18 protein-coding genes are annotated in these 19,513 nt (G+C 69.2%); 9 read left to right on the forward strand and 9 right to left on the reverse strand.

What is annotated here, in order from left to right; translation table 11 throughout:
• Positions 1-5 precede the first annotated feature (5 nt).
• The 4 genes from JNUCC0626_RS40815 to JNUCC0626_RS40830 are packed head-to-tail and all read right to left on the reverse strand — an operon-like array spanning position 6 to position 3,815.
• Complete coding sequence (locus tag JNUCC0626_RS40815) at positions 6-1,043, reverse strand: ABC transporter permease (RefSeq protein ID WP_394615994.1); 1,038 nt, start codon at positions 1,041-1,043, stop codon at positions 6-8.
• The gene (locus tag JNUCC0626_RS40820) at positions 1,043-1,807 is read right to left on the reverse strand and encodes an ATP-binding cassette domain-containing protein (protein WP_394615995.1); all 765 of its coding nucleotides are present in this window, start codon (positions 1,805-1,807) and stop codon (positions 1,043-1,045) included. Before JNUCC0626_RS40820 ends, JNUCC0626_RS40815 begins: the two co-directional genes overlap by 1 nt.
• A complete protein-coding gene (locus JNUCC0626_RS40825; RefSeq protein ID WP_394615996.1) occupies positions 1,804-2,802 on the reverse strand; it encodes a class I mannose-6-phosphate isomerase in 999 nt (332 codons plus the stop codon). Before JNUCC0626_RS40825 ends, JNUCC0626_RS40820 begins: the two co-directional genes overlap by 4 nt.
• 29 nt (positions 2,803-2,831) lie before the next feature.
• Positions 2,832-3,815: a LacI family DNA-binding transcriptional regulator gene (locus JNUCC0626_RS40830; RefSeq protein WP_394615997.1), complete on the reverse strand. Its 984-nt coding sequence runs from the start codon at positions 3,813-3,815 to the stop codon at positions 2,832-2,834.
• Between the two features lie 629 nt (positions 3,816-4,444).
• Between JNUCC0626_RS40830 and JNUCC0626_RS40835 the strand changes: the two genes are divergently transcribed.
• The 4 genes from JNUCC0626_RS40835 to JNUCC0626_RS40850 all read left to right on the forward strand — a co-directional run bounded on the left by JNUCC0626_RS40835 (position 4,445) and on the right by JNUCC0626_RS40850 (position 10,819).
• Complete coding sequence (locus JNUCC0626_RS40835) at positions 4,445-6,652, forward strand: GH92 family glycosyl hydrolase (protein ID WP_394615998.1); 2,208 nt, start codon at positions 4,445-4,447, stop codon at positions 6,650-6,652.
• Positions 6,653-6,680: 28 nt separating this feature from the next.
• Entirely contained in the window at positions 6,681-8,927 is a 2,247-nt protein-coding gene (locus tag JNUCC0626_RS40840; protein ID WP_394615999.1) for a helix-turn-helix transcriptional regulator, read from the forward strand.
• Between the two features lie 107 nt (positions 8,928-9,034).
• Complete coding sequence (locus JNUCC0626_RS40845) at positions 9,035-9,829, forward strand: hypothetical protein (RefSeq protein WP_394616000.1); 795 nt, start codon at positions 9,035-9,037, stop codon at positions 9,827-9,829.
• Positions 9,830-9,907: 78 nt separating this feature from the next.
• Positions 9,908-10,819, forward strand: a complete 912-nt coding sequence (locus JNUCC0626_RS40850) for an ABC transporter ATP-binding protein (protein ID WP_394616001.1) — start codon at positions 9,908-9,910, stop codon at positions 10,817-10,819.
• On the opposite strand, the gene JNUCC0626_RS40855 is transcribed toward JNUCC0626_RS40850, so the two are convergent.
• Positions 10,788-12,029 carry an RNA-guided endonuclease InsQ/TnpB family protein gene (locus tag JNUCC0626_RS40855; protein WP_394616002.1) on the reverse strand — a complete coding sequence of 414 codons (1,242 nt, stop codon included), beginning with the start codon at positions 12,027-12,029 and terminating at the stop codon, positions 10,788-10,790. The genes JNUCC0626_RS40850 and JNUCC0626_RS40855 overlap by 32 nt on opposite strands.
• A gap of 101 nt (positions 12,030-12,130) precedes the next feature.
• Here JNUCC0626_RS40855 and JNUCC0626_RS40860 point away from each other — a divergent pair, with 101 nt between their 5' ends.
• Both JNUCC0626_RS40860 and JNUCC0626_RS40865 read left to right on the forward strand, forming a co-directional pair.
• A complete protein-coding gene (locus tag JNUCC0626_RS40860; RefSeq protein WP_394616003.1) occupies positions 12,131-13,174 on the forward strand; it encodes an ABC transporter permease in 1,044 nt (347 codons plus the stop codon).
• A 60-nt stretch (positions 13,175-13,234) separates the two neighbouring features.
• The gene (locus JNUCC0626_RS40865) at positions 13,235-13,558 is read left to right on the forward strand and encodes a DUF3817 domain-containing protein (RefSeq protein WP_382444061.1); all 324 of its coding nucleotides are present in this window, start codon (positions 13,235-13,237) and stop codon (positions 13,556-13,558) included.
• On the opposite strand, the gene JNUCC0626_RS40870 is transcribed toward JNUCC0626_RS40865, so the two are convergent.
• Genes JNUCC0626_RS40870 through JNUCC0626_RS40885 form a run of 4 tightly spaced genes read right to left on the reverse strand, consistent with a single transcriptional unit; the run spans position 13,530 to position 17,210 of the window.
• On the reverse strand, positions 13,530-14,573 hold the full coding sequence (locus tag JNUCC0626_RS40870; protein WP_394616004.1) for a phosphotransferase family protein: 1,044 nt from the start codon (positions 14,571-14,573) through the stop codon (positions 13,530-13,532). The genes JNUCC0626_RS40865 and JNUCC0626_RS40870 overlap by 29 nt on opposite strands.
• Positions 14,570-15,610 (reverse strand): phosphotransferase family protein, encoded by a 1,041-nt coding sequence (locus tag JNUCC0626_RS40875; RefSeq protein WP_394616005.1) that lies wholly within the window; start codon positions 15,608-15,610, stop codon positions 14,570-14,572. Before JNUCC0626_RS40875 ends, JNUCC0626_RS40870 begins: the two co-directional genes overlap by 4 nt.
• A complete protein-coding gene (locus JNUCC0626_RS40880) occupies positions 15,607-16,665 on the reverse strand; it encodes a phosphotransferase (RefSeq protein WP_394616006.1) in 1,059 nt (352 codons plus the stop codon). The genes JNUCC0626_RS40875 and JNUCC0626_RS40880 overlap by 4 nt, the downstream gene beginning before the upstream one ends.
• 41 nt (positions 16,666-16,706) lie before the next feature.
• Positions 16,707-17,210, reverse strand: a complete 504-nt coding sequence (locus JNUCC0626_RS40885; protein WP_394616007.1) for a MarR family winged helix-turn-helix transcriptional regulator — start codon at positions 17,208-17,210, stop codon at positions 16,707-16,709.
• A gap of 44 nt (positions 17,211-17,254) precedes the next feature.
• Here JNUCC0626_RS40885 and JNUCC0626_RS40890 point away from each other — a divergent pair, with 44 nt between their 5' ends.
• The 3 genes from JNUCC0626_RS40890 to JNUCC0626_RS40900 all read left to right on the forward strand — a co-directional run bounded on the left by JNUCC0626_RS40890 (position 17,255) and on the right by JNUCC0626_RS40900 (position 19,509).
• Entirely contained in the window at positions 17,255-17,560 is a 306-nt protein-coding gene (locus tag JNUCC0626_RS40890; protein ID WP_394622208.1) for an MTH1187 family thiamine-binding protein, read from the forward strand.
• Between the two features lie 159 nt (positions 17,561-17,719).
• Positions 17,720-18,544: an SCO6745 family protein gene (locus tag JNUCC0626_RS40895; RefSeq protein WP_394616008.1), complete on the forward strand. Its 825-nt coding sequence runs from the start codon at positions 17,720-17,722 to the stop codon at positions 18,542-18,544.
• A complete protein-coding gene (locus tag JNUCC0626_RS40900) occupies positions 18,541-19,509 on the forward strand; it encodes a tetratricopeptide repeat protein (RefSeq protein ID WP_394616009.1) in 969 nt (322 codons plus the stop codon). Before JNUCC0626_RS40895 ends, JNUCC0626_RS40900 begins: the two co-directional genes overlap by 4 nt.
• The last annotated feature ends 4 nt before the right edge of the window (positions 19,510-19,513 follow it).

Consider the following 19,513-nt stretch of genomic DNA (forward strand, 5'->3'; position numbering starts at 1 on the left):
CTTTCCTAACGTTGGTTGCGCGCCCGACGCCGTGTCTGGTCCAGCCACACGGCGGCCACCAGCACGATCGCCACGGCGATCGGCTGCCAGAACTCCCTGACCCCGATGATCACGAGGCCCTTCTCCAACACCGCCGGGATGAACACGCCGAAGACCGTGCCCAGCACCGAACCCATGCCGCCGAAGATGCTGGTACCGCCCAGCACGACGGCGGCGATCGCGTTCAGGTTGTCCGTCTCGTGGCCGGTGACGACCGCGACGCGGAAGAACGCGTTGCCCATGAAGCCCGCGAGCCCCGCGAGGGTGCCGGCGAGCAGGTACACCTTCGTCAGGTGACCGCGCACGGAGATGCCGACGCGCCGCGCCGCCTCCTCGTTCGACCCGACCGCGTACGTGTAGCGGCCGAATCGCGTGGTGGACAACAACAACGCGCCGAGTGCCGTGACGACCGCGGCCACGATCACGATGTTCGGGATGCCGAGGTACGTGCCGGAACCGAAGGTGCGGTTCAGCTTGTCCGGGATGCCGGACACGTTGGAACCGTTGTTCAGCAACAGGGCCGCGCCCTGCGCCGCACCGAACGAGCCCAGCGTGACGATCAGCGGCGGGATCTTCGCCCGCGAGATCAGCAGGCCGTTCAGCAGGCCCCAGACGGCGCCGCTGACGAGCGCGACGACCAGACCGAACCCGATCACGCCCCAGCCCGCGTTGGTCGCGTCACCGCCGGAGACGGAGTTCATCGCGAGCGCACTCGACACACTCGCGAACACGAGCACCGAGCCGACGGACAGGTCGATGCCGGACGTGATGATCACGAACGTCATGCCGACCGACAGCACGAGCAGCACCGCGGTCTCCGCCAGCAGGAACTGCAGCGTCGTCACCTGGAAGATCGCGTCCGGGCGGATCGCACCGAACGTGGCGACGAGGACCAGCAGCACCAGGCCGATCCAGAGCGTGTTCGCGCCGGTCAGCCGCTTGAGCAACGGCGTGCGCTGCTCGTCCGAAGGAGTTGACAACGTTGTCTTCTCGTCGGTGGTCATTACGCTGCGTCCTCCTGGGTCAGCGCGCCGGTCATCGCGCCGACGAGTTCCTCGACGCTGGTGTCGGAGGCCTTGAAGCGGGCCACGCGACGGCCGAGGCGCAGCACCTCGACGCGGTCGGAGACCGAGAGCACCTCGGGCATGTTGTGCGAGATCAGCACGACGGCGATGCCCTCGTCGCGGACGCGCTTGATCACGTCCAGCACGCGTTCCCGCTGCACCACGCCGAGCGCGGCCGTCGGCTCGTCCATGAACACGAGCTTCGACGCCCACGCCACCGACCGCGCGACCGCGACGGACTGGCGCTGACCACCGGACAGCGCCGCGATCGGCACGTCGATGCTCTGCAGCGTCGCGCCGAACCGGGTGAAGTGCTCGGTGGCCTGCTTGCGCATGGCCTTCTTGTCGAGCACGCCGAAGAAACCCAGCACGCCGGGCTTGAGGATCTCCCGGCCCAGGAACATGTTCGCGGCCGGGTCGAGGTCCGGCGCGACCGCGAGGTCCTGGAACACCGTCTCGATGCCCAGGCCGCGGGCGTCGTTGGGGGAGTTCAGGATCAGCGGCTCGCCGTCGAACATCAGCGTGCCGCTGGTCGGCTGCTCCACCCCGGACAGGCACTTCACCAGGGTGGACTTGCCCGCGCCGTTGTCGCCGATCAGCGACACGACCTCGCCTGGGTAGGCGGTGAACGAGGCACCGCGGAGAGCTTCCACGGTGCCGTAGTTCTTCGTGAGATCACGAGCCTCCAGCAACGGCTGGCTCATGGCGTCACATCCTCCACATCGGACAGAACAGGCGGACGGCAGCGGATCGCCACCAGGTCACCGGACAGTCCTAGTTCGCCGGCCGCGTGCGGCACGACCACTGTGCTGCCCTTGTGCACTTCCAGCTCTCCGAGCTTGCCCGAACCCTCCAGCACGACCAGCACGGCGAACGACGGCTCCAACGCGAAGGAGCCCTCGACGTGCAGGCGGTCGGCCTGGAAGAACGGGTTGGCGTCGGGGCCGAGCAGATCGACCGACGGCGCCCACTTCTCGGAGGTCTGGCGCACCAGCTCCTCGAGCTTGCCGCTCCAGCCCTGGCGGTCCACGCAGTCCAGAGCGACGTCGTAGCCGAGACCGAGGTGACCGATGTCGGCGTTGGCGAGGAAGCCCTCCCACTCCAGCGTCACCGAGAAGTCGGTGGGCTGCTGGAGTTCGACGATGAACACGCCCTCGCCGATCGCGTGCGGCACCCCGGCGGGCACGAACACCGTGTCACCGGGCCGGACGCACACCGGGTTCAGCGCGTCGAGCATCGCCCTCGTGTTCTGGTTCGCGACCCACTCGGCCACCGTCGCCGCGGGCACGTCGTCGCGGAATCCGATGTAGACGGTCGGGTCCGGCCCCGTCGTGCCGACGACGATCCACGCCTCCGTCTTGCCGTGGCGGCAGTTCAGGTGCGACGCCGCGAAGGCGTTCGACGGGTGGCAGTGCACCGGCAGGCGCTGCCCGGCGTCGAGCAGCTTCACGAGCAACGCCGTGTCGCCGCCGAACTTGGCCGCGTGCTCCTCGCCGAGCCACCCGGTCGGGTCCGCCTTGACCGCGTCCCGCAACAACATGCCGTTTGGCAACGTTGTCAACCCGGCATCGCTGCGCCCGTAGAGCGTCGTCGTGGACGCCACCCAGTCCTCGGGTCCGAAGTCGCCACTCGTCCCGCCGCGCAGCGCGGCGATCGCCTCACCGCCGCGGTAGAACTGCTTCGGCTGGTTGGCGGGCAAGCTGACAGGCTGGTGGAGAACACCAGAACTCACGCGTGGACCTCCCCGGATCCTCGTGGCACCAAGCGCACCGGCAGCACGACGCGGCGCGGTGGTGAGTTGTCGCCGTCCAGTCGGGCGAACAACAAATCGGTGGCCGCCTTGCCGAGCGCGCTCGCGTCGTGCGCGATCACGGTCACCGGCGGCGACAACAGGTCAGCGAGCTCGAAGTCGTCGAATCCCACGAGTGCGGGCCGTTCGGTCGTTCCGGCGAGCGTCCGCAGGATGTGCACGGTGATGCGGTTGTTGCCGGCCACGATCGCCGTGGCGGGCTCACGAATGCTCTGGAGTCTTTGCAGGGTGGTCGCGACGCTGCTCTCGTCGTGCGGCCCCATCGCCACGAGCTCCTCGTGGTACCCGATCCCGGCCCGCACACACCCTTCGCGATACCCGCGCAACCGCTCGTTGGCGGTGAAGATGTCCGGCGCGTCCCCGAGAAACGCGATGCGCCGATGCCCGTGCGCGGCAAGGTGCGTGACCGCCTCGACGGTCCCGCCGATGTTGTCCACCAGCACCGTGTCGGCCACGACATCGCCGGCGGGCCGGTCCAGGAACACCACCGGCGTCCCGGCCCGCATCTCGGGCACCAGGTAGCTGTGCTGCAACCCGGCGGGCACGATCAACAACCCGTCGACTCGCCTGCTGCAGAACTCGAGCGCGAGCTCCCGCTCCCTGCCCGGATCCTCGTCAGACGACCCGGAGATCACCTGTCTGCCGCGCAGTCGGGCGATTTCCTCGACAGCACGCGTCACACCGGAGTAGAACGGGTTGCCGACGTCCTCCAGCACCAGCCCGATCGTGCCGGTGGACGACCCCCGGCGCAGGTTGCGGGCACTCAGGTTCCGCCGGAACCCGAGCTGGTCGATGGCCGCGAGCACGCGCTCGGCGGTGGACGGGTGCACACCCGGCTCGTCGTTGACCACGCGCGAGACGGTCTTGATGCTCACGCCCGCGAGCCGCGCGACGTCGTTCATCGTCGCGCGACGTACCTTGCGCTGACCGGCTACGGGCCCGCTGGGGGACAACGTTGTCATAGTGGCCGTATCTCACCCCGGCTTTACGCCGATGTCAACAGTTCCCGACCGGTAAAGACCCCGGCCATTCCGTTGCGTCATGTCCAGAACTGGACAAGAGCCCGCGCCCCTCTTGACCTTGCCCGTGTGCGCTCCGCAGTCTTCCGGTGACGGACAGCGTTGTCGGAACCGCTGCCGTACGAAGGCCCCCGGGCCGGGGTGCGCATGCGGCGGCGGTTGCACCCCGGCCCGGTCCCTAGGTCAGGCGCGGCGACAGAGCGCTAAGCAGCCGAGAGTTCGGTAGCCAAGAGCTAGGTGACCAATGGCTTGAGGAGAACGAAGCCGAAGGCCAGGCCGACAGAGCGCAAGCATCGCGATGGCGCAGCCGAGTTCACCCAAGAACCAACGGCAATGCCGCAGGCGAGGCGTCCTTAGCTCTTGGCTGAAAGACGACACCCGCCTCACGCAATGGCGAAGCGGCGATGACGCAACCAAAGCTCGTCATGGGTCTGCGCGACCACCACCAAAGGTGACGCAACCACCCAACCGGACCACCTCGTCACCCACCCATCCCAACTAACCTGGACCAGGTGGACGCACTGGACCCCATCGAGTCGGTCAACACCTTCATCGGCACCAAAGACGAGGGCAACACCTTCCCAGGCGCGTCCCTCCCCTTCGGCAAAGCCCACAGCAGCCCCATAGGCTCGCACTACGCCGGCTACCGCTACGACGACCAGCAGATCCGCGGCTTCGGCCACTTCTTCCTGTCCGGCGCGGGCTGCTGGGAACAGGGCGGCCTGGTGTCCATCCTCCCGGTCACCGCCCTCCCGCAATCCTTCGACCACAAGCGGTACGCCACCACCTACTCCCACGACGGAGAAGTCGGCAAACCCGGCTACTACAAGGTGAAGCTGGACCGCGACATCACCGTCGAGTGCACCGCCACCACCAGAACAGGCGTGGAGCGCTACACGTTCCCGGCGACCACAAGGCCAACCCTCCTCATCAACGTGGGCCAGGCCAACGACAAGGAACCGGTCAGCGCCAGCTCCGTCAAGATCCTCGACGACCGCACCATCACGGGAACCGTGGAAACGCAGGCGTTCTGCGGCGGCCGCCCTTACATCACCTACTTCGCAACGAGGTTCGACCGCCCGATAACCCAGTTCGGCACCTGGGGTCCGACAGGACCAAAGCCGGGCCAACGAGAATCCGCCGGAGGCGCCGGCCTCAGGGGAGCCTGGGCGACGTTCGAGCCGGGTCAGATCACCGCCACCACCGCACTCTCCCAAGTGGACGAACAGGGCGCGCTGAACAACCTCGACCAGGAAACGCGAGGCAAGACCTTCGACGACCTCCGCAACGAAGCTCAGGACCGGTGGCGCGAAGAGCTGAGCTGCATCGAGATCGAGACGGACGACTGGGACGAGCGCGCGGTCTTCTACACCGCCCTCTACCACGTGCTGCTCCAACCCCTGACCGGCAGCGACGTGGACGGCCGGTACCGGGGGTTCGACAACCAGATCCACAAAACGGACGGCTGGACCTACTACGAGTACTACTCGCTGTGGGACACCTACCGCGCGCACAACCAACTCCTGGCGCTGATCCGCACCCAGCGCAGCAAGGACATCGCGCGCAGCGTTCTCGCCATCCACGAGCAGGGCGGGTGGCTGCCGCGCTGGGCCTACGCCAACCAGGAGACCAACTGCATGACCGGCGACCCGGTCACGCCGTTCCTGGTCGACCTCTGGCGCTTCGGACACCTCCAGGGCCTGGAAGAACAGGCGTACCAGGCGCTGAAGCACAATGCAGACGGCATTCCGCCGGAAGCAAGCAGATTCCAGGGCAGGTCCGGCAATCCCACGTACCTCGCCAAGGGATTCGTCCAGTACGACAAGCGGTTCCCGAAGAAGGGGCAGGACACCGACCCGCACCACGGCGCGTCGGCCACCCTCGAGTACGCGCTGGCGGACGCGACGCTGGCGATCATGGCCGAGGCGCTCGGCCACCGAGAAGACGCGGAACGCTTCAAAAAACGCGGCCTCAACCACCGCGCGCTGTGGGACAACAGCGTCACGGACCGGGGGTTCACCGGGTTTCCGCGACCGAAGCTGCAGAACGGGTCGTGGCTCACGCCGTTCACGCCGCAGGGGCCGGACGGGTTCCACGAGGGCACGGCCTGGCAGTACCAGTGGCTCTGCCAGCACGACATCGACGGACTGATCACGGCGGTGGGCGGCAGGGCGCAGGCCGAGGCGCGGCTGGACGACTTCTTCGCCTACCAGGACCTGCTGACAGACCCGAAGCGCACGGTGCGGGAAAAGTGGGTCGTCGGGCCGTACGACTACTACAACCAGTTCCGATACAACCCGAACAACGAGCCGGACCTGCATGCGCCGTGGATGTACGCGCTCATCGGCAGGCCCGAGAAGACTTCGGTGGTCGTTCGGGCAGCGCAGACGTTGTTCGTCAACGGGCCGGCGGGCGTCACGGGCAACGACGACCTCGGCACCATGTCCGCCTGGTACGTGTTCAGCGCGCTCGGCATGTATCCGGCGGTGCCGGGCACGGGAGAGTTCGTGCCGCACGCGCCGCGGTTCACGAAAGCCGTGATCCACCTGGAGAACGGCAAGGACGTCGTCATCAAGGCCGAGCAGGCCGACACCGAAGTGACGCAGGTGGTGCAGCGGATCAGCAGCGGCTGGCGGTCCAGGAGCAAGGACAGGATCGAGGTCGCGGAGCTTCAGGCGGGCACCACCCTCGAGGTTGACCTTCACACACTTTCCAACTGAGACGCCGGAACGGTCGTACGCTCGTCCGATGGGGATCTGCGCGAGCTGTGGCACGGGTTTCGCGCCGCTGCCGTCGCGAGCCCGCTACTGCTCGAACGCGTGCCGTCAGCGTGCGTATCGGCAGCGTTCGGCCGGTACGTCCATTGTGGTCGCTGAGCTGCCCGCCTACGACGACGTGTTCGTCGGCAGGGATCGGGAGTTGGGCGAGCTCCTTCCGTTGCTGCGCAAGCACAGGCTGCTCACGCTCGTCGGGTCGGCCGGGGTGGGGAAGACGCGGCTCGCGGCCGAGCTCGCCCGCCGGGCCCGGCGGGCCGAGGTGCGGACGGTCGAGTTGGGGCGGTTGAGCAGGCCCGAGCAGGTCGTGCAGGCCTTCGCGGAAGCCGTTGGGGCGTATCAACACGCGGGTGTCTCCCTCAGCACGACGTTGTTCCAGGAGCTCGCGCACCGGCGGATCCTGCTGCTCGTCGACAACTGCGAGCACCTCGTCGAGGCGTGCTGCGAGGTCGTGGACGAGGTCCTCGCCCGGTGCAAGAACGTGCAGATCCTCGCGACCAGCAGGGAAGCGCTCAGGGCCGTCGGTGAGGTCGTCTACCCGCTGCACGGCATGGCCGCGGACGCGACGAAGCTGTTCGCCGAACGCGCCGGCGCGAAGGGGGACGAAGAGGCCGTCGCGGCCGTCTGCGCACGGCTGGACGGTGTGCCGCTGGCCGTCGAACTGGCCGCGCGAATGAGCCGCGAGGTGCCGCTGGACGAGCTCGCGGACCGCCTCGACCAGCGGCTCGACCTGCTCAGCGACGCGGACACCACGCAACGCCACCAGAGCCTGCGCGCCGCCATCGCCTGGAGTCACGACCTGCTGACCACGGGCGAGCAGGAGCTGTTCCGAAGACTCGCGCTGCTCCCCGGCGGGTTCGGGCTCGACATCGCGCAGGTCGTGCACGGCGCACCGGTGATCGGGCTGCTCACGGCGTTGCAGGCGAAGTCGCTGGTGGTGCGCGAGCTCGACGGGCGGTTCCGGATGCTCGAGTCCGTTCGCCTCTACGCCGAGGAACGGCTGAAGGAGCACGGCGAGCACCACACCACCGCCGAACGCATCCTCGCCTGGCTCTGTGAAAAGGGCGAACCCGGTGTCACGTCGTCGATCCTGCGGCCGGAGCAGGTGCAGGCGCAGCACCAGGAGTACGACAACGTGGCGTACGCGTTCGCCCATCTGGTCGCACCGGACGACGACCGGCGCCTGATGCTCGCCACGATGCTGCTCAGGGTGTGCCTGGACCGCGGCTACTTCGCGCAGGCCGGCGCCGTGCTGAGACAGGTGCTGGACTCCACGCCCGCCGACGCGCGCTACCGCATCCTCGCGCTGGAGTACGCGTCTTGGTTGGCGGGCTACGAGGAGCAGCACGAGGAGGCGCTCGTGCTCGCGCGGGAGGCGGTCGCGGCGGCGGTGGCCGGCGGGCAGGACGTGATCATGTGCCGCCTGTACCGGACGCTGGCGAACGCTCACGACGGGTTGGGGGATCTGACGAACGCCGCAAGCGCGCTGCGCCAATCGATCCAGCACGGCGTGCGCAACGGCAACGACGTCAGCGTCGCCGTCTCCAGCCAGAACCTGGGCTGGCAGCTGCTGATCCAGGGCGACGCCGAGGGTGCCGCGGCACTGGTCGACAGCGCGTTGCCGGTGCTCAGATCCCATGCGCGGCCCGACGTCGTGGCACGAGTGGTGCACACGGCCGGTGCCATCGCCCTGGAACGCGGCGACCTGGCCACGGCGGGAGCGTGGTTCGCCGAGGGCGCGCGCATGACGGCGGACACGCCGAGGGCGTTGCTGGACTCGATCGAGGGACGCGGCCTGGTCGCGATGGCGTCCGGGCGGCACGAGCTCGGCGTGCGGCTTCTGGCTGCCTGCCGACAGATGCGGGCGGCGTGGGTCGTCGCGGCGGAACCGTGGTGGCAGCGGAAGATGGCCGCCGCACTGGACGTCGCGCGGGAAAACCTGTCGCCCGCCGCGATTGGACGAGCGTTCAACTCGGGTGAGGCGATGGACGTACGGCACGTCCTGGAAACCGCCCTGGACAAGGAGATCGTGCAGGACCCGGTGCTGAGCGACCGGCAGCGCACGGTGGTCGAACTCGTGGCCCTGGGAATGACGAACGCGCAGGTCGCGGCCAAGCTCGGCATCTCGCACCGCACCGTGGAATCCCACGTGCACAACGTGAAGACGACGTTGAATCTTTCGACTCGCGCGCAACTCAAGGCGTGGGCCCAAACGCACTGAGGCGCACGCCACGTCCAACTGAGACGTAACGCTGCGGTTCATCCGGATGACTTCCCGCCCCCTGCCGTTCATGGTGAGTACAACACCGGACAAGGGGAGGGGGCGACGTGGAACCGTTCCGCATGCTGCACCCCGACCTCGTGCCCCAGCGGCGCGAGTCGCTGCAGCACGCCGCGTCCATGCTCGTCCAGATGGGCCTGGACGACACGGTGCTTTCGGCGTCGCCCGTGCACCAGCGACTGGCCCGCGTCGTGCTCGCGAGCAGCGGCGTCATCGAGTGGACGCCCGGCTACCGCGTGCAGGAACGTGACCTCGACGAACGCTTCGGCGTCGTCCGGGTGGGCGGCGACCGCGGCGGGATCTTCCTCTCCGGCGTCCTGATCGCCTACCTCGACGTGCTCGAGAACGCCGCGCGCATGCGCACCTCGATCACCGAGGACTCCTGGCGCACCCTGCTCTGGGCCCCGACCGCCCTGTTCGACCACGTGCTGCGCCGGCCGCAGGTCGGCATGACCGTCATGCCTCCCGGCTGCGGCACCGAGAGCCTGCCGCTCGAACGCATCCAGGCAGGCCAGCGCCTCTACCTCGCGCTGATGCAGGCCGTCCGGTTCGCCGTCAGCGGCGTCGTGCGCGCGGAGGACGACCGCACCCTGGTCGAGGACTGCGTGACGCTCGCGACCGCGTGCCTGCGGGCCGCCGCGGTGGCGCTCGCGTTCGCCGCGGACGTGCCGGAGGGTTCGCCGCTGCCGGTCGTCGAGACCGAGGAGCACCGCTTCCTGTGGCAGGTGATCAGCGACGTGCGGGCGGCCGTGCCTAGGGCGCGGTTCGAGCAGTTCTCCGCCGCGCTACGCAGGTTGAACGACGTCTACACCGCATGCCCGTTGCTGGTTGCAGGCGGCTGAATTCGTTCGTCTCGACTTCGCTGCGACTTTGGTCGTTTCGCGACGCGAACCTCCTGACGCTGACTTACCGTTCCGCCCATGACGGAGGAACGGTCGGCGGTCGTCGTGCGGGACGTCCGCAAGAGCTACGGCGAGCTGAAAGCGGTGGACGGCGTCTCGTTCACCGTGGCCGAGGGGGAGTTCTTCGGCATCCTGGGGCCGAACGGTGCCGGCAAGACCACCACGCTGGAGATCGTCGAGGGACTGCGCGAGCCGGACAGCGGCGAGGTGCGGCTGCTGGGTGAGAGCCCCTGGCCGCGCAACGTGAAGTTGTTGCCGCGCATCGGGGTTCAGCTCCAGGCGTCGTCGTTCTTCGAGAAGCTCACCGCGAAGGAGCAGCTTCAGACGTTCGGCGCGCTCTACGGCGTGAGCGCCGGGACGGCCGCGGACATGCTGGAACTCGTCGGCCTCGCGGACAAGGCGAACGAGCAGGAGAACAAGCTCTCCGGCGGGCAGCGCCAACGGCTTTCGATCGCGTGCGCGCTCGTGCACGACCCGGACATCGTGTTCCTCGACGAACCGACCGCGGCGCTCGACCCGCAGGCCCGCCGCAACCTCTGGGACGTGCTGCGCGCGATCCAGGAACGCGGCAAGACCATCGTCTACACCACGCACTACCTGGACGAGGCCGAGATCCTCTGCGACCGGGTGGCCATCATGGACACCGGCAAGATCCTCGCCTTGGACGCGCCCGCCGTGCTGGTGCGCGGTCTCGACGCGCCGACGCACGTGACGTTGCAGAAGGGCGTTCTGTCCGTTGTGGACGCTGAGGCGCTCGCCGGCGTGGACGAGGCCCGTGAGGACGAGGTGTCGCTGACGATCTCCACGCGCAGCCCCGCTCCCGTGCTGTCGGCGCTGGCCGAACGCGGCGCGCTCGACGGCCTGCAGGTGCGCACGGCCACCCTCGAAGACGTTTTCCTCAACCTGACCGGTCGGGAGTACCGAGCTTGACTTCCATTCCTTCACGAAGAAGGGATTCCTGCGGCTCGCACCGCAGGGGTTTCTGCTTCGTCACCGACTGCCCTCCCGGAGTGTTCCGTTGAGGTCTTACACCGGTTCCACAGACCGTCACCGCCAGCCCGGCGGCCAGGATGTTGCGTGCCGCGTTCACGTCCCGATCATGGGTCGTGCCGCAGCCACACGTCCACACACGCAGGTGCAACGGCATCGCTGCGGCGAGTGTGCCGCAGACGGAGCACAGCTTCGACGACGGGAACCAGCGATTCACGACGATCACGTCCCGTCCGTACCACCGCGCTTTGTACTCCAGTTGCTGTCGGAACTGCCGCCAGCCCGCGTCGTTGATCGCTCGGGCCAAGCGGTGGTTGCGGGCCAAGTTCGACACCGCGAGATCCTCGATGACGAGCGTTTGGGTGTCACGCACGAGCCGAGTAGTGATCTTGTGCAGGTGGTCGGTGCGCCGGTCGGTGATCCTGGCGTGCACACGCGCTACCTTGATACGGGCCTTGGCCCGGTTGCTGCTGCCTTTTTGCTTGCGACACAACGCCCGCTGCGCTCGCGCCAGCGCAGTCCGATCCCGGCGCTCGTGCCGGGGATTGCCGATCTTCTCTCCGGTCGAGAGCACCAGGAGGTGATCGAGGCCGACATCTATCCCGACCGCCGAATCTCTGGCGGGCAACGGCGTAACACCGGGGTCCTCGCACAGAAGAGATACGAACCAGCGTCCCGCCGAGTCCCGCGACACGGTCACCGTCGACGGCGTTGCCTCGTCGGGCAGAGGGCGCGACCATCGAATGTCCAGCGGCTCGGCCATCTTTGCCAACGTCAACCTGCCGTCACGCCAGCGGAACGCCGACCGCGTGTACTCAGCGCTGGAGCGCGACTTCTTCCGCGACTTGAACCGCGGATACCGCGCACGCTTGGCGAAGAAGTTCGTGAACCCGGTTTGCAGATGCCGCAACGACTGCTGCAGCGGCACCGACGACACCTCACACAGAAACGCCAGCTCCTCGGTGCGCTTCCACGTGGTCAGCAACGTCGAAGTGGCCGCGTACCCAATCCGTTCCCCGCTCTGAGCCCACGCTTCGGTGCGTGCCTGCAACGCGAGGTTGTACACCTTGCGGACACACCCGAACGTGCGCGACAGCTCCACCGCCTGCGCCTCGCTCGGATAGAAGCGGTATCGGAACGCCCGCTTCACCTGATCGTTCACCGTTCACTAGGTACCAACCCGTTGTTCCTGCTTCGCAGGAGTCCACTTCCTGCCCGCCTTGAAGGATGGGTGTCTTCGGAGGACTTCGCATGACCGCGTTCAAGACGCTCTCGGTGGCGATGCTCAAGGGTTTCGTCCGCGACAAGGTGACCCTGTTCTTCACGTTCCTCTTCCCGCTCATGTTCCTGGTGATCTTCGGCCTGATCCTGCGCGACGTCGGCGCCGACAAGACGAAGATCGCGCTGGTCGGGGACGGCCCGATCGTGTCCGCGCTGCGCGAGAGCGGCGCGCTGGAGCTGGAGTCGTTCAACGACGAGGCCGCCGCCGTGCAGAAGGTGAAGGACGGCGACCTGCCCGCCGCGCTGATCATCAAGGGGCAGCAGCTCGACGTCCGGTTCGCGCAGAGCGACCAGGTCAAGTCCGCCACCGTCGTCGGGATCGTCAACGGCTTCGTGGACAAGGCGAACCTCGCCGCGACCGGGCAGCCGCCGACGTTCACGTTCGTCGCGGAGAAGGTCGAGGACGCCTCGCTCAAGCCGATCCAGTACCTGACGCCGGGCATCCTGTCGTGGGGTGTGGCGGTGTCGGCGGTCTTCGGTTCGGCGCTGACTCTCGTGTCGTGGCGCCGCAAGCAGGTGCTGCGGCGCATCCGGCTGGCCCCGGTGTCGACCACTTCCGTGCTGTCGTCCCGAATCCTGGTCAGCGCGGGCGTCGCGCTGGTGCAGGGCGCGACCTTCGTCGGCATCGCGTCGCTGCCGGTGTTCGGGTTGCAGTTGTCCGGGCAGTGGTGGCTCGCGATTCCGTTGCTGCTGCTGGGAACCATCGCGTTCTTCGCGCTCGGCATGCTGGTCGGCGCGTTCGCCAAGACCGAGGAGGCGGCGTCGGCGGCGGCGAACATCGTGGTGCTGCCGATGGCGTTCCTGTCCGGCACGTTCTTCCCCGTCGACCAGGCGCCCGTGTGGTTGCAGACCGTCTCGAAGATCTTCCCGTTGCGGCACATGAACGACGGCATGCTCGACGTGCTGGTGCGCGGCAAGGGGATCGAGGCCCTGGTGGTCCCGTCGGCGATCTTGGTGGGCTTCTCGCTGGTGGTCGGGTTCATCGCCTCCCGCGTCTTCAAGTGGGAGGAATAGGACATACCAGGACAGACCCGGTGGTCGTGTGCTCCCCGTCACGGTTCATGATGGGGAGCCATGACGTTCTCCAGCGTGGTCGGACGGTTCCGCATCCTCGCCCTGGCCGAGGCCCTGTCCTGGGCCGGGCTGCTGCTCGGGATGTTCTTCAAGTACGTCGTCGTGCAGAACGAGATCGGCGTGAAGGTCTTCGGCCCGATCCACGGCATCATCTTCGTGGGCTACGTGCTGGTGACGCTGATGGCCGTCGCGCCGCTCAAGTGGGACGCGCGCACGACGATCCTCGCGCTGCTCGCGAGCATCCCGCCGTTCGGCACCATCCTGTTCGAGCGCTGGGCGTCGAAGACCGGCCGCCTCACCGAGCCGGCCGCAGAGCAGCTCTGAGCTCCCCTTCGGGGTCGCCCGCGTGGTAGATCCGCTCGGACTCCTCGACGTTGTCCAGGAACTGCTGGTACTTCACCGCGTTGTGCAGGTGTGAGGCCCGGCGGGCGACGTCGAGGGCTTCGAGCGGGCGCGCGTCCGGGCGGTGCGCCAGCCACGCCTCGCTCCACACCCGCCTGATCAGGTCGTGGTGTTCGGGCGCGCTGAACTCCATCACCCGGCACGCGTCGAGCGCGGGGTGCCCCCAGACGGCGTCGGACCAGTCGATGATCCGGCCCGTCGTGCGCCAGTTGCCGGGGTGGAAGTCGCCGTGGGTGAGCGTGTCCGGCAGCCCGAAGTCCGGCATCGGCACGGCGGTCGGACGGATCCGCGGCGGGCCCGCCAGCGCGTGCTGGACGGCGACCCAGCGCGGCACGACCGCCCTGATGTCGGCGGGCGTGACGTTCCAGCAGTTGTCGCCAGGTTCGTCGCCCAGCAGGATCCGTTGCGGTGCCCGGGCGATCACCTGCGGGACCAGGTCGGGGTCCTGCGCCGCCACCATCCTGATCACCGCGCCCTCGTCGGCGCAGAACGGCGGGACGGCCTTGAGCCACACCGGCCCGTGCGTGGTGGGCAGCCGGTGCACGGTCGAGAGGTTCCAGGTGCGGACCTGGACCGACGGCCCGGTGCGGTCGACGTGCCCGTCGGCCCACGCGACGAGCTCGGCGGGCCCGCCGAGTTTCGCGTACGGGAGCCGGAACTCGGCTTCGTGCGAGGGTTCTTCGGCCGGGCTCAGCTTCGTGCGGTCCGGTTCGCCGAGCGCTTCGACGTGGTAGGTGACCAGGCCTCCGCGCGGGGTGTCACCGCCGACCGCGCTGATCAGCCGCAGGACGTGCGTCGGCACGCCCAGGAGTGCTTCGAGGGCCTCGTTGACCGGCTCCACGTGGTACCAGTCGAGCGTCGGGACGGGCAGGACGCCGGTGCGGCCCGCGAACCCGCCGGGTGCGCTGACCAGGGCGATGAACGTCCGGTCCGTCATGCGAGCCGCAGCGCCTTGCGGAGCTCGGTCGCCGGATCGCCCTCGTGGTAGATCCGCTCGGACTCCTCGATGTTGTCGAGGAACTGCTGGTACTGCACGGCGAGCAGCAGGTGCGCGGCCCGGCGGGCGGTGTCGAGGGCTTCGAGCGGACGGCTGTCCGGCCGGTGCTTCAGCCACGCCTCGCTCCACACCTGCCTGATCAGGTCGCCGAGTTCGGGACGGCAGAACTCGATGAGCCGGCCCGCGTCCAGCGCCGGGTGGCCCCACACGACGTCGGACCAGTCGATCACCACGCCGCTGTCGAACCAGTTGCCGGGGTGGAAGTCGCCGTGCACCAACGTGTCCGGCAGACCGAAGTCCGGCATCGGCACCGGGCACCGGCGCACTCGGGGCTCACCCGCGAGCGCGTTCTGCACGGCGACCCAGCGCGGCACGATCTCCTCGACGTGCTCGGGCTTGGTGTCCCAGCAGGCCGCGCCGTCCGCCTGGCCGAGCAGGACGCGCAACGGCGCCGCGGCGAGCACCTCGGGCACCAGGCCGGGGTCGTGGGCGGCGACCATCGCGATCACCTCGCCCTCGTTCGCGAAGAACGGCGGGACGGCCTTGAGCCACGCCGGTCCGTTCGCGGTGGGCAGGCGGTGCACGCTCGACAGGTTCCACGACTTCACCTGCACGGCGGGCCCTGTGCGGTCGACGTGGGCGTCGGCCCAGGTCAGCAGCTCGGCCGGACCGCCGAGGCGGGCCCACGGCAACCGGTGCGGCGCGTCTGCGGCGGGCTCGTCGGCGGGTTCGAGATGGGTGCGGTCGGGCTCGCCGCGCGTCTCGACGTGGTAGGTGACCAGGCCGCCGCCGGGTGCCGTCCCGCCCTCGACGGAGACGATGCGGAGCACGTCGGTCTCGACGCCCAGCAGGCGTTCCAGGGCCTCGTTGACGGGCTCGGTGTCGGGCCACCAGCGCGACCCGACCTCGATCACGTCCGTGCGCCCCGCGAACCCGCTCGGCGTGCTGACCAGGGCGATGAACGACCGCTCGCTCACCCCTGCACCAGCTTCAGCACCTCGCGCAGCTCGACCTGCGGGTCGCCCTCGTGGTAGATCCGCTCGGACTCCTCGATGTTGTCGAGGAACTGCTGGTACCGCACGGCGTTGTGCAGCCGGGACGCGCGCGGCGCGATCTCCAGCGCGGCCCACGGATCGCTGTCCGGGCGGTGCTTCAGCCACGCCTCGCTCCACACGCGACGGATCAGGTCGTGCAGTTCGGGCGCGGCGACCTCCATGAGCCGGCACACGTCGAACGACGGGTGGCCCCAGACGGCGTCGGACCAGTCGATGACCACACCGCTGGTGCGCCAGTTGCCGGGGTGGAAGTCGCCGTGCACGAGCGTGTCGGGCAGACCGAACGACGGCATCGGCGCGGCGGACGGCTTGAGTCGCGGTTCGCCCGCCAGCGCGTGCTGGACGGCGACCCAGCGCGGCAGGACGAGTTCGACCTGCTCGGCGGTGACCTTCCAGCAGTTGCCGCCCTCGACGTGACTCAGCAGCACCCGGTTCGGCCCGCTCGCGAGCACCTCGGGCACGAGCGTCGGGTCGTGGGCGGCGACCGTCCTGATCACCTCGCCCTCGTCCGCGAAGAACGGCGGCACGGCCTTGAGCCACACCGGCCCGTTCGCGGTCGGCAGCTGGTGCACGCTGGACAGGTTCCAGGTCCGGCCCTGGACCGCCGGGCCGGTGCGGGTGATCACGGTGTCGGCCCACGCCACCAGTTCGCGCGGTCCGCCGAGCCGTGCCCACGACGCGCGGTGCTCGGCTTCCGGTTCGGGTGCTTCGGCGGGTTCGAGAAGGCCGTGGTCAGGCTCCTCGTGCGCCTCGACGTGATAGGTGACGACCCCGCCGAACGGCACCTTGCCGCCCTCGGCCTGCACCAGCCGCAGCACGCTCGTCTCCACGCCCAGCAACGCGTACAGGGCGGTGTTGACCGGTTCGACGTGGTTCCAGTTGGGCGTCTCGACCGGGAACGCTCTGGTGCGTCCGGTGAAGCCGCTCGGGGTGGTGACGAGCGCGACTGCCGAACGGTCCGGCCGATCCCAGATCATGGGTCCATCAGGCCACAGACCGGCCTGACCGCCCAACCGATTTAATCCTCGAAGTCGCCGCTCGCCCGGCGCACCTTCGCGAGCAGGTCGGTGAGCTGCTCGGTCTGCCGGTCCGTGAGGCCCTTGAGCCCGAGGTTCACGTCGACCACGGCCGCGGTCGCGCTCTCACGCCGCTGCAACCCGGCGTCGGTGATCTCGACCAGCGTCGTGCGGCGGTCCGTCGGGTGCGGCGTGCGGCGCACGAGGCCGTCGCTCTCCAGCCGGTCGACGATGTTCGTCACGCTCGTCGGGTGCAGCTGGAGGCGTTCGCCCATGACCCGCATCGGCAGCGCGCCCTTGCGGGAGAAGTAGAGGAGCACCAACGCCTCGTAGCGCGCGAACGTGAGTCCGTGCGGTTTGAGGGCTGCGTCCACGGCGGACTGGATGATTTGCTGGACCCGCATGACGCTCGTGACGGCGGCCATCGACGTCGACGAACCCACCCGGTCGTCCCACAGTTCGGCCGCGCGGGCGATCGGATCGAACGGCAGCGGTGTCATGGGCATCGAAGCTACCAGTCAGTACACCCGTGGATCACCAGGAGGTGCACGTGCTCGTCGCGTTCAGTGTTGCTCCGTCCGGTTCGGACGAATCCGGAAGCGTGGCCAAGGCCGTCGCCGAGGCCGTGCGGATCGTGCGGGAATCCGGCCTGCCCAACGAGACCAACGCGATGTTCACCCTGGTCGAGGGGGAGTGGGACGAGGTGATGGACGTCGTCAAGCGGGCGACGGAAGCCGTGCAGGCCAGTGCCTCCAGGGTGTCCCTCGTGCTCAAGGCGGACATCCGTCCCGGGTACTCCGGGCAGCTGAAGGCCAAGGTCGACCGGATCGAGGAACACCTCTCGGACACCCCCTGACAGCCGACGTTCCAAGATCATCCGGGGCGCCTGCCCAGCCGTCCAGTATGTGGGACGACGGCGGGTCGCGGCCGTGTCGTCCACGGATGGCGGAACGGCTCTACGCCGCCCCGGTGAGCGGACCCGTGCGGCGCTCGTCACTGGGTTAGCGTGTCGGGCGTGGACGCGAGACAGCTGTGGTTGAGGTTCGAGCCCTACCACGACGTCACGTACTTCACGCCCGAGTCCAGGGCGGCGACCGACGCGCTGGGCTGCAAGGGCGGCTGGATGGGCTACTTCGGCCTGCGGGCCGCTCCACTCGGGGCGGCGTCGCCGGAACTGGTGGAGGCGGTCTTCTACAACTTCGCGCCGCGCATGGTCCGCCGTGCGCTGCCGGACGCGTGGGCGGTCGCGGCACCCGAGGAGTTCCTGCGGGTGCGGCTGGAGGGCGTGGACGGGGCGTTGCGGCGCCTGCTCGGCCCGGTGGACACACCGGAGATCGAGGAGGCGGCGGTGCTCGCCCGGGAGGCGGCCCTGGCGGCACCTCTCGGTGGTCGCCCGCTGGCGGCGGCGAACCGCGCGTTGCCGTGGCCAGAGCAGCCTCACCTGGCACTCTGGCACGCCTGCACGATCTTGCGCGAGGCTCGGGGCGACGGTCACGTCGCCGCGCTGGTGGCCGCCGGCATCGGACCTTGCCAAGCGCTTGCGCTTTACGCGCGTGAGCATTCCCTCGACCCGGCATACATGCGCGCCGCGCGTGGTTGGACTGTCGAGGAGTGGGAAGAGGTGGCGGACCTGCCCGGCGACCTCCCCGCGGTGGAAGCGGCGACCGATGCGGCCGCCGCGGCACCGTGGGAAGCGCTGGGTGAGACCGGCACCGCGCGGTTCGTCGAACTGATGACACCGCTCGCTCTACGCATCGCCGAGGCCAACGAGGCGATGCGCGTCAACCCGATGGCCCTGGACCCGGTCCGGGAACTAGCCGTGCCAGGATGGAACACGTGACAAGGCCTGATCCTCGCAAGACCGCCGCACTGTCCGCCGCGCTCTCGGGCGCCGTCGACCTGGGCGCACTGAAGGCACGGGCCGACGCGGCCCGCACCGCCTCCGCGGCTCCCGCAACCGCTGCCGCCCCCGCCGCCGACAACGGGTCCGCGCCGTGGATCGTGGACGTCACCGAGGCCTCCTTCCAGGCCGTGGTCGAGCAGTCCCTGCAGGTGCCCGTCGTGGTGCTGCTGGGGGCCTCCTACAGCCCGGAGTCGCAGCAGCTGGCGGCGTCGCTCACCCGCTACGCCCAGGCGTCCGGCGGCTCGTGGATCCTCGCCCGCGTGGACCTGGAGTCCGCGCCGCGCATCGGCCAGGCGTTCGGCGTGCAGTCCGTGCCGACGACCGTCGCCGTCGCCGCCGGCCAGCCCATCGACGCGTTCGCGGGCCCGATCGCGGACGCCGAGCTGTCGCAGTGGATCGCCCGCCTGCTGGACGCCCTGCGCGAACGCCTGCCGGGCATCCGCGCGGGAGAGGCCCGCGCCGGAGGCCCCGTGGAGCCGGAGGAGATCCCCGAGGACCCGCGCATCGTCGCGGCCGAGGAGGCCTTCGAACGCGGCGACTACGTTGCCGCCCAAGGCTTCTACTCGGAGATCCTGGCCTCCGACCCCGGCCACGAGTTCGCCAAGGAGGGCCTCGCCCAGGCGAAGTTCGCCGAACGGGCCGAGAGCGTCGACCCGGCCGTGATCGCCAAGGCCGACGGCGCACCGGAAGACATCGACGCGCAGCTGGCCGCCGCCGACGCGCAGGTCGCGGGGCAGTTGGTGGAGGAGGCGTTCAAGCGCCTCGTCGACACCGTCCGCCGGGTGTACGGGGACGACCGGGACCGCGTCCGGCAGCACCTGGTGGGGCTGTTCGAGCTGTTCCCGGCGGACGACCCGCGCGTGGCCGCCGCCCGCCGCAACCTGGCGTCGGCGCTGTACTGATTTT

This window comes from Lentzea sp. JNUCC 0626 (assembly GCF_043632865.1).
Classification (GTDB): domain Bacteria; phylum Actinomycetota; class Actinomycetes; order Mycobacteriales; family Pseudonocardiaceae; genus Lentzea.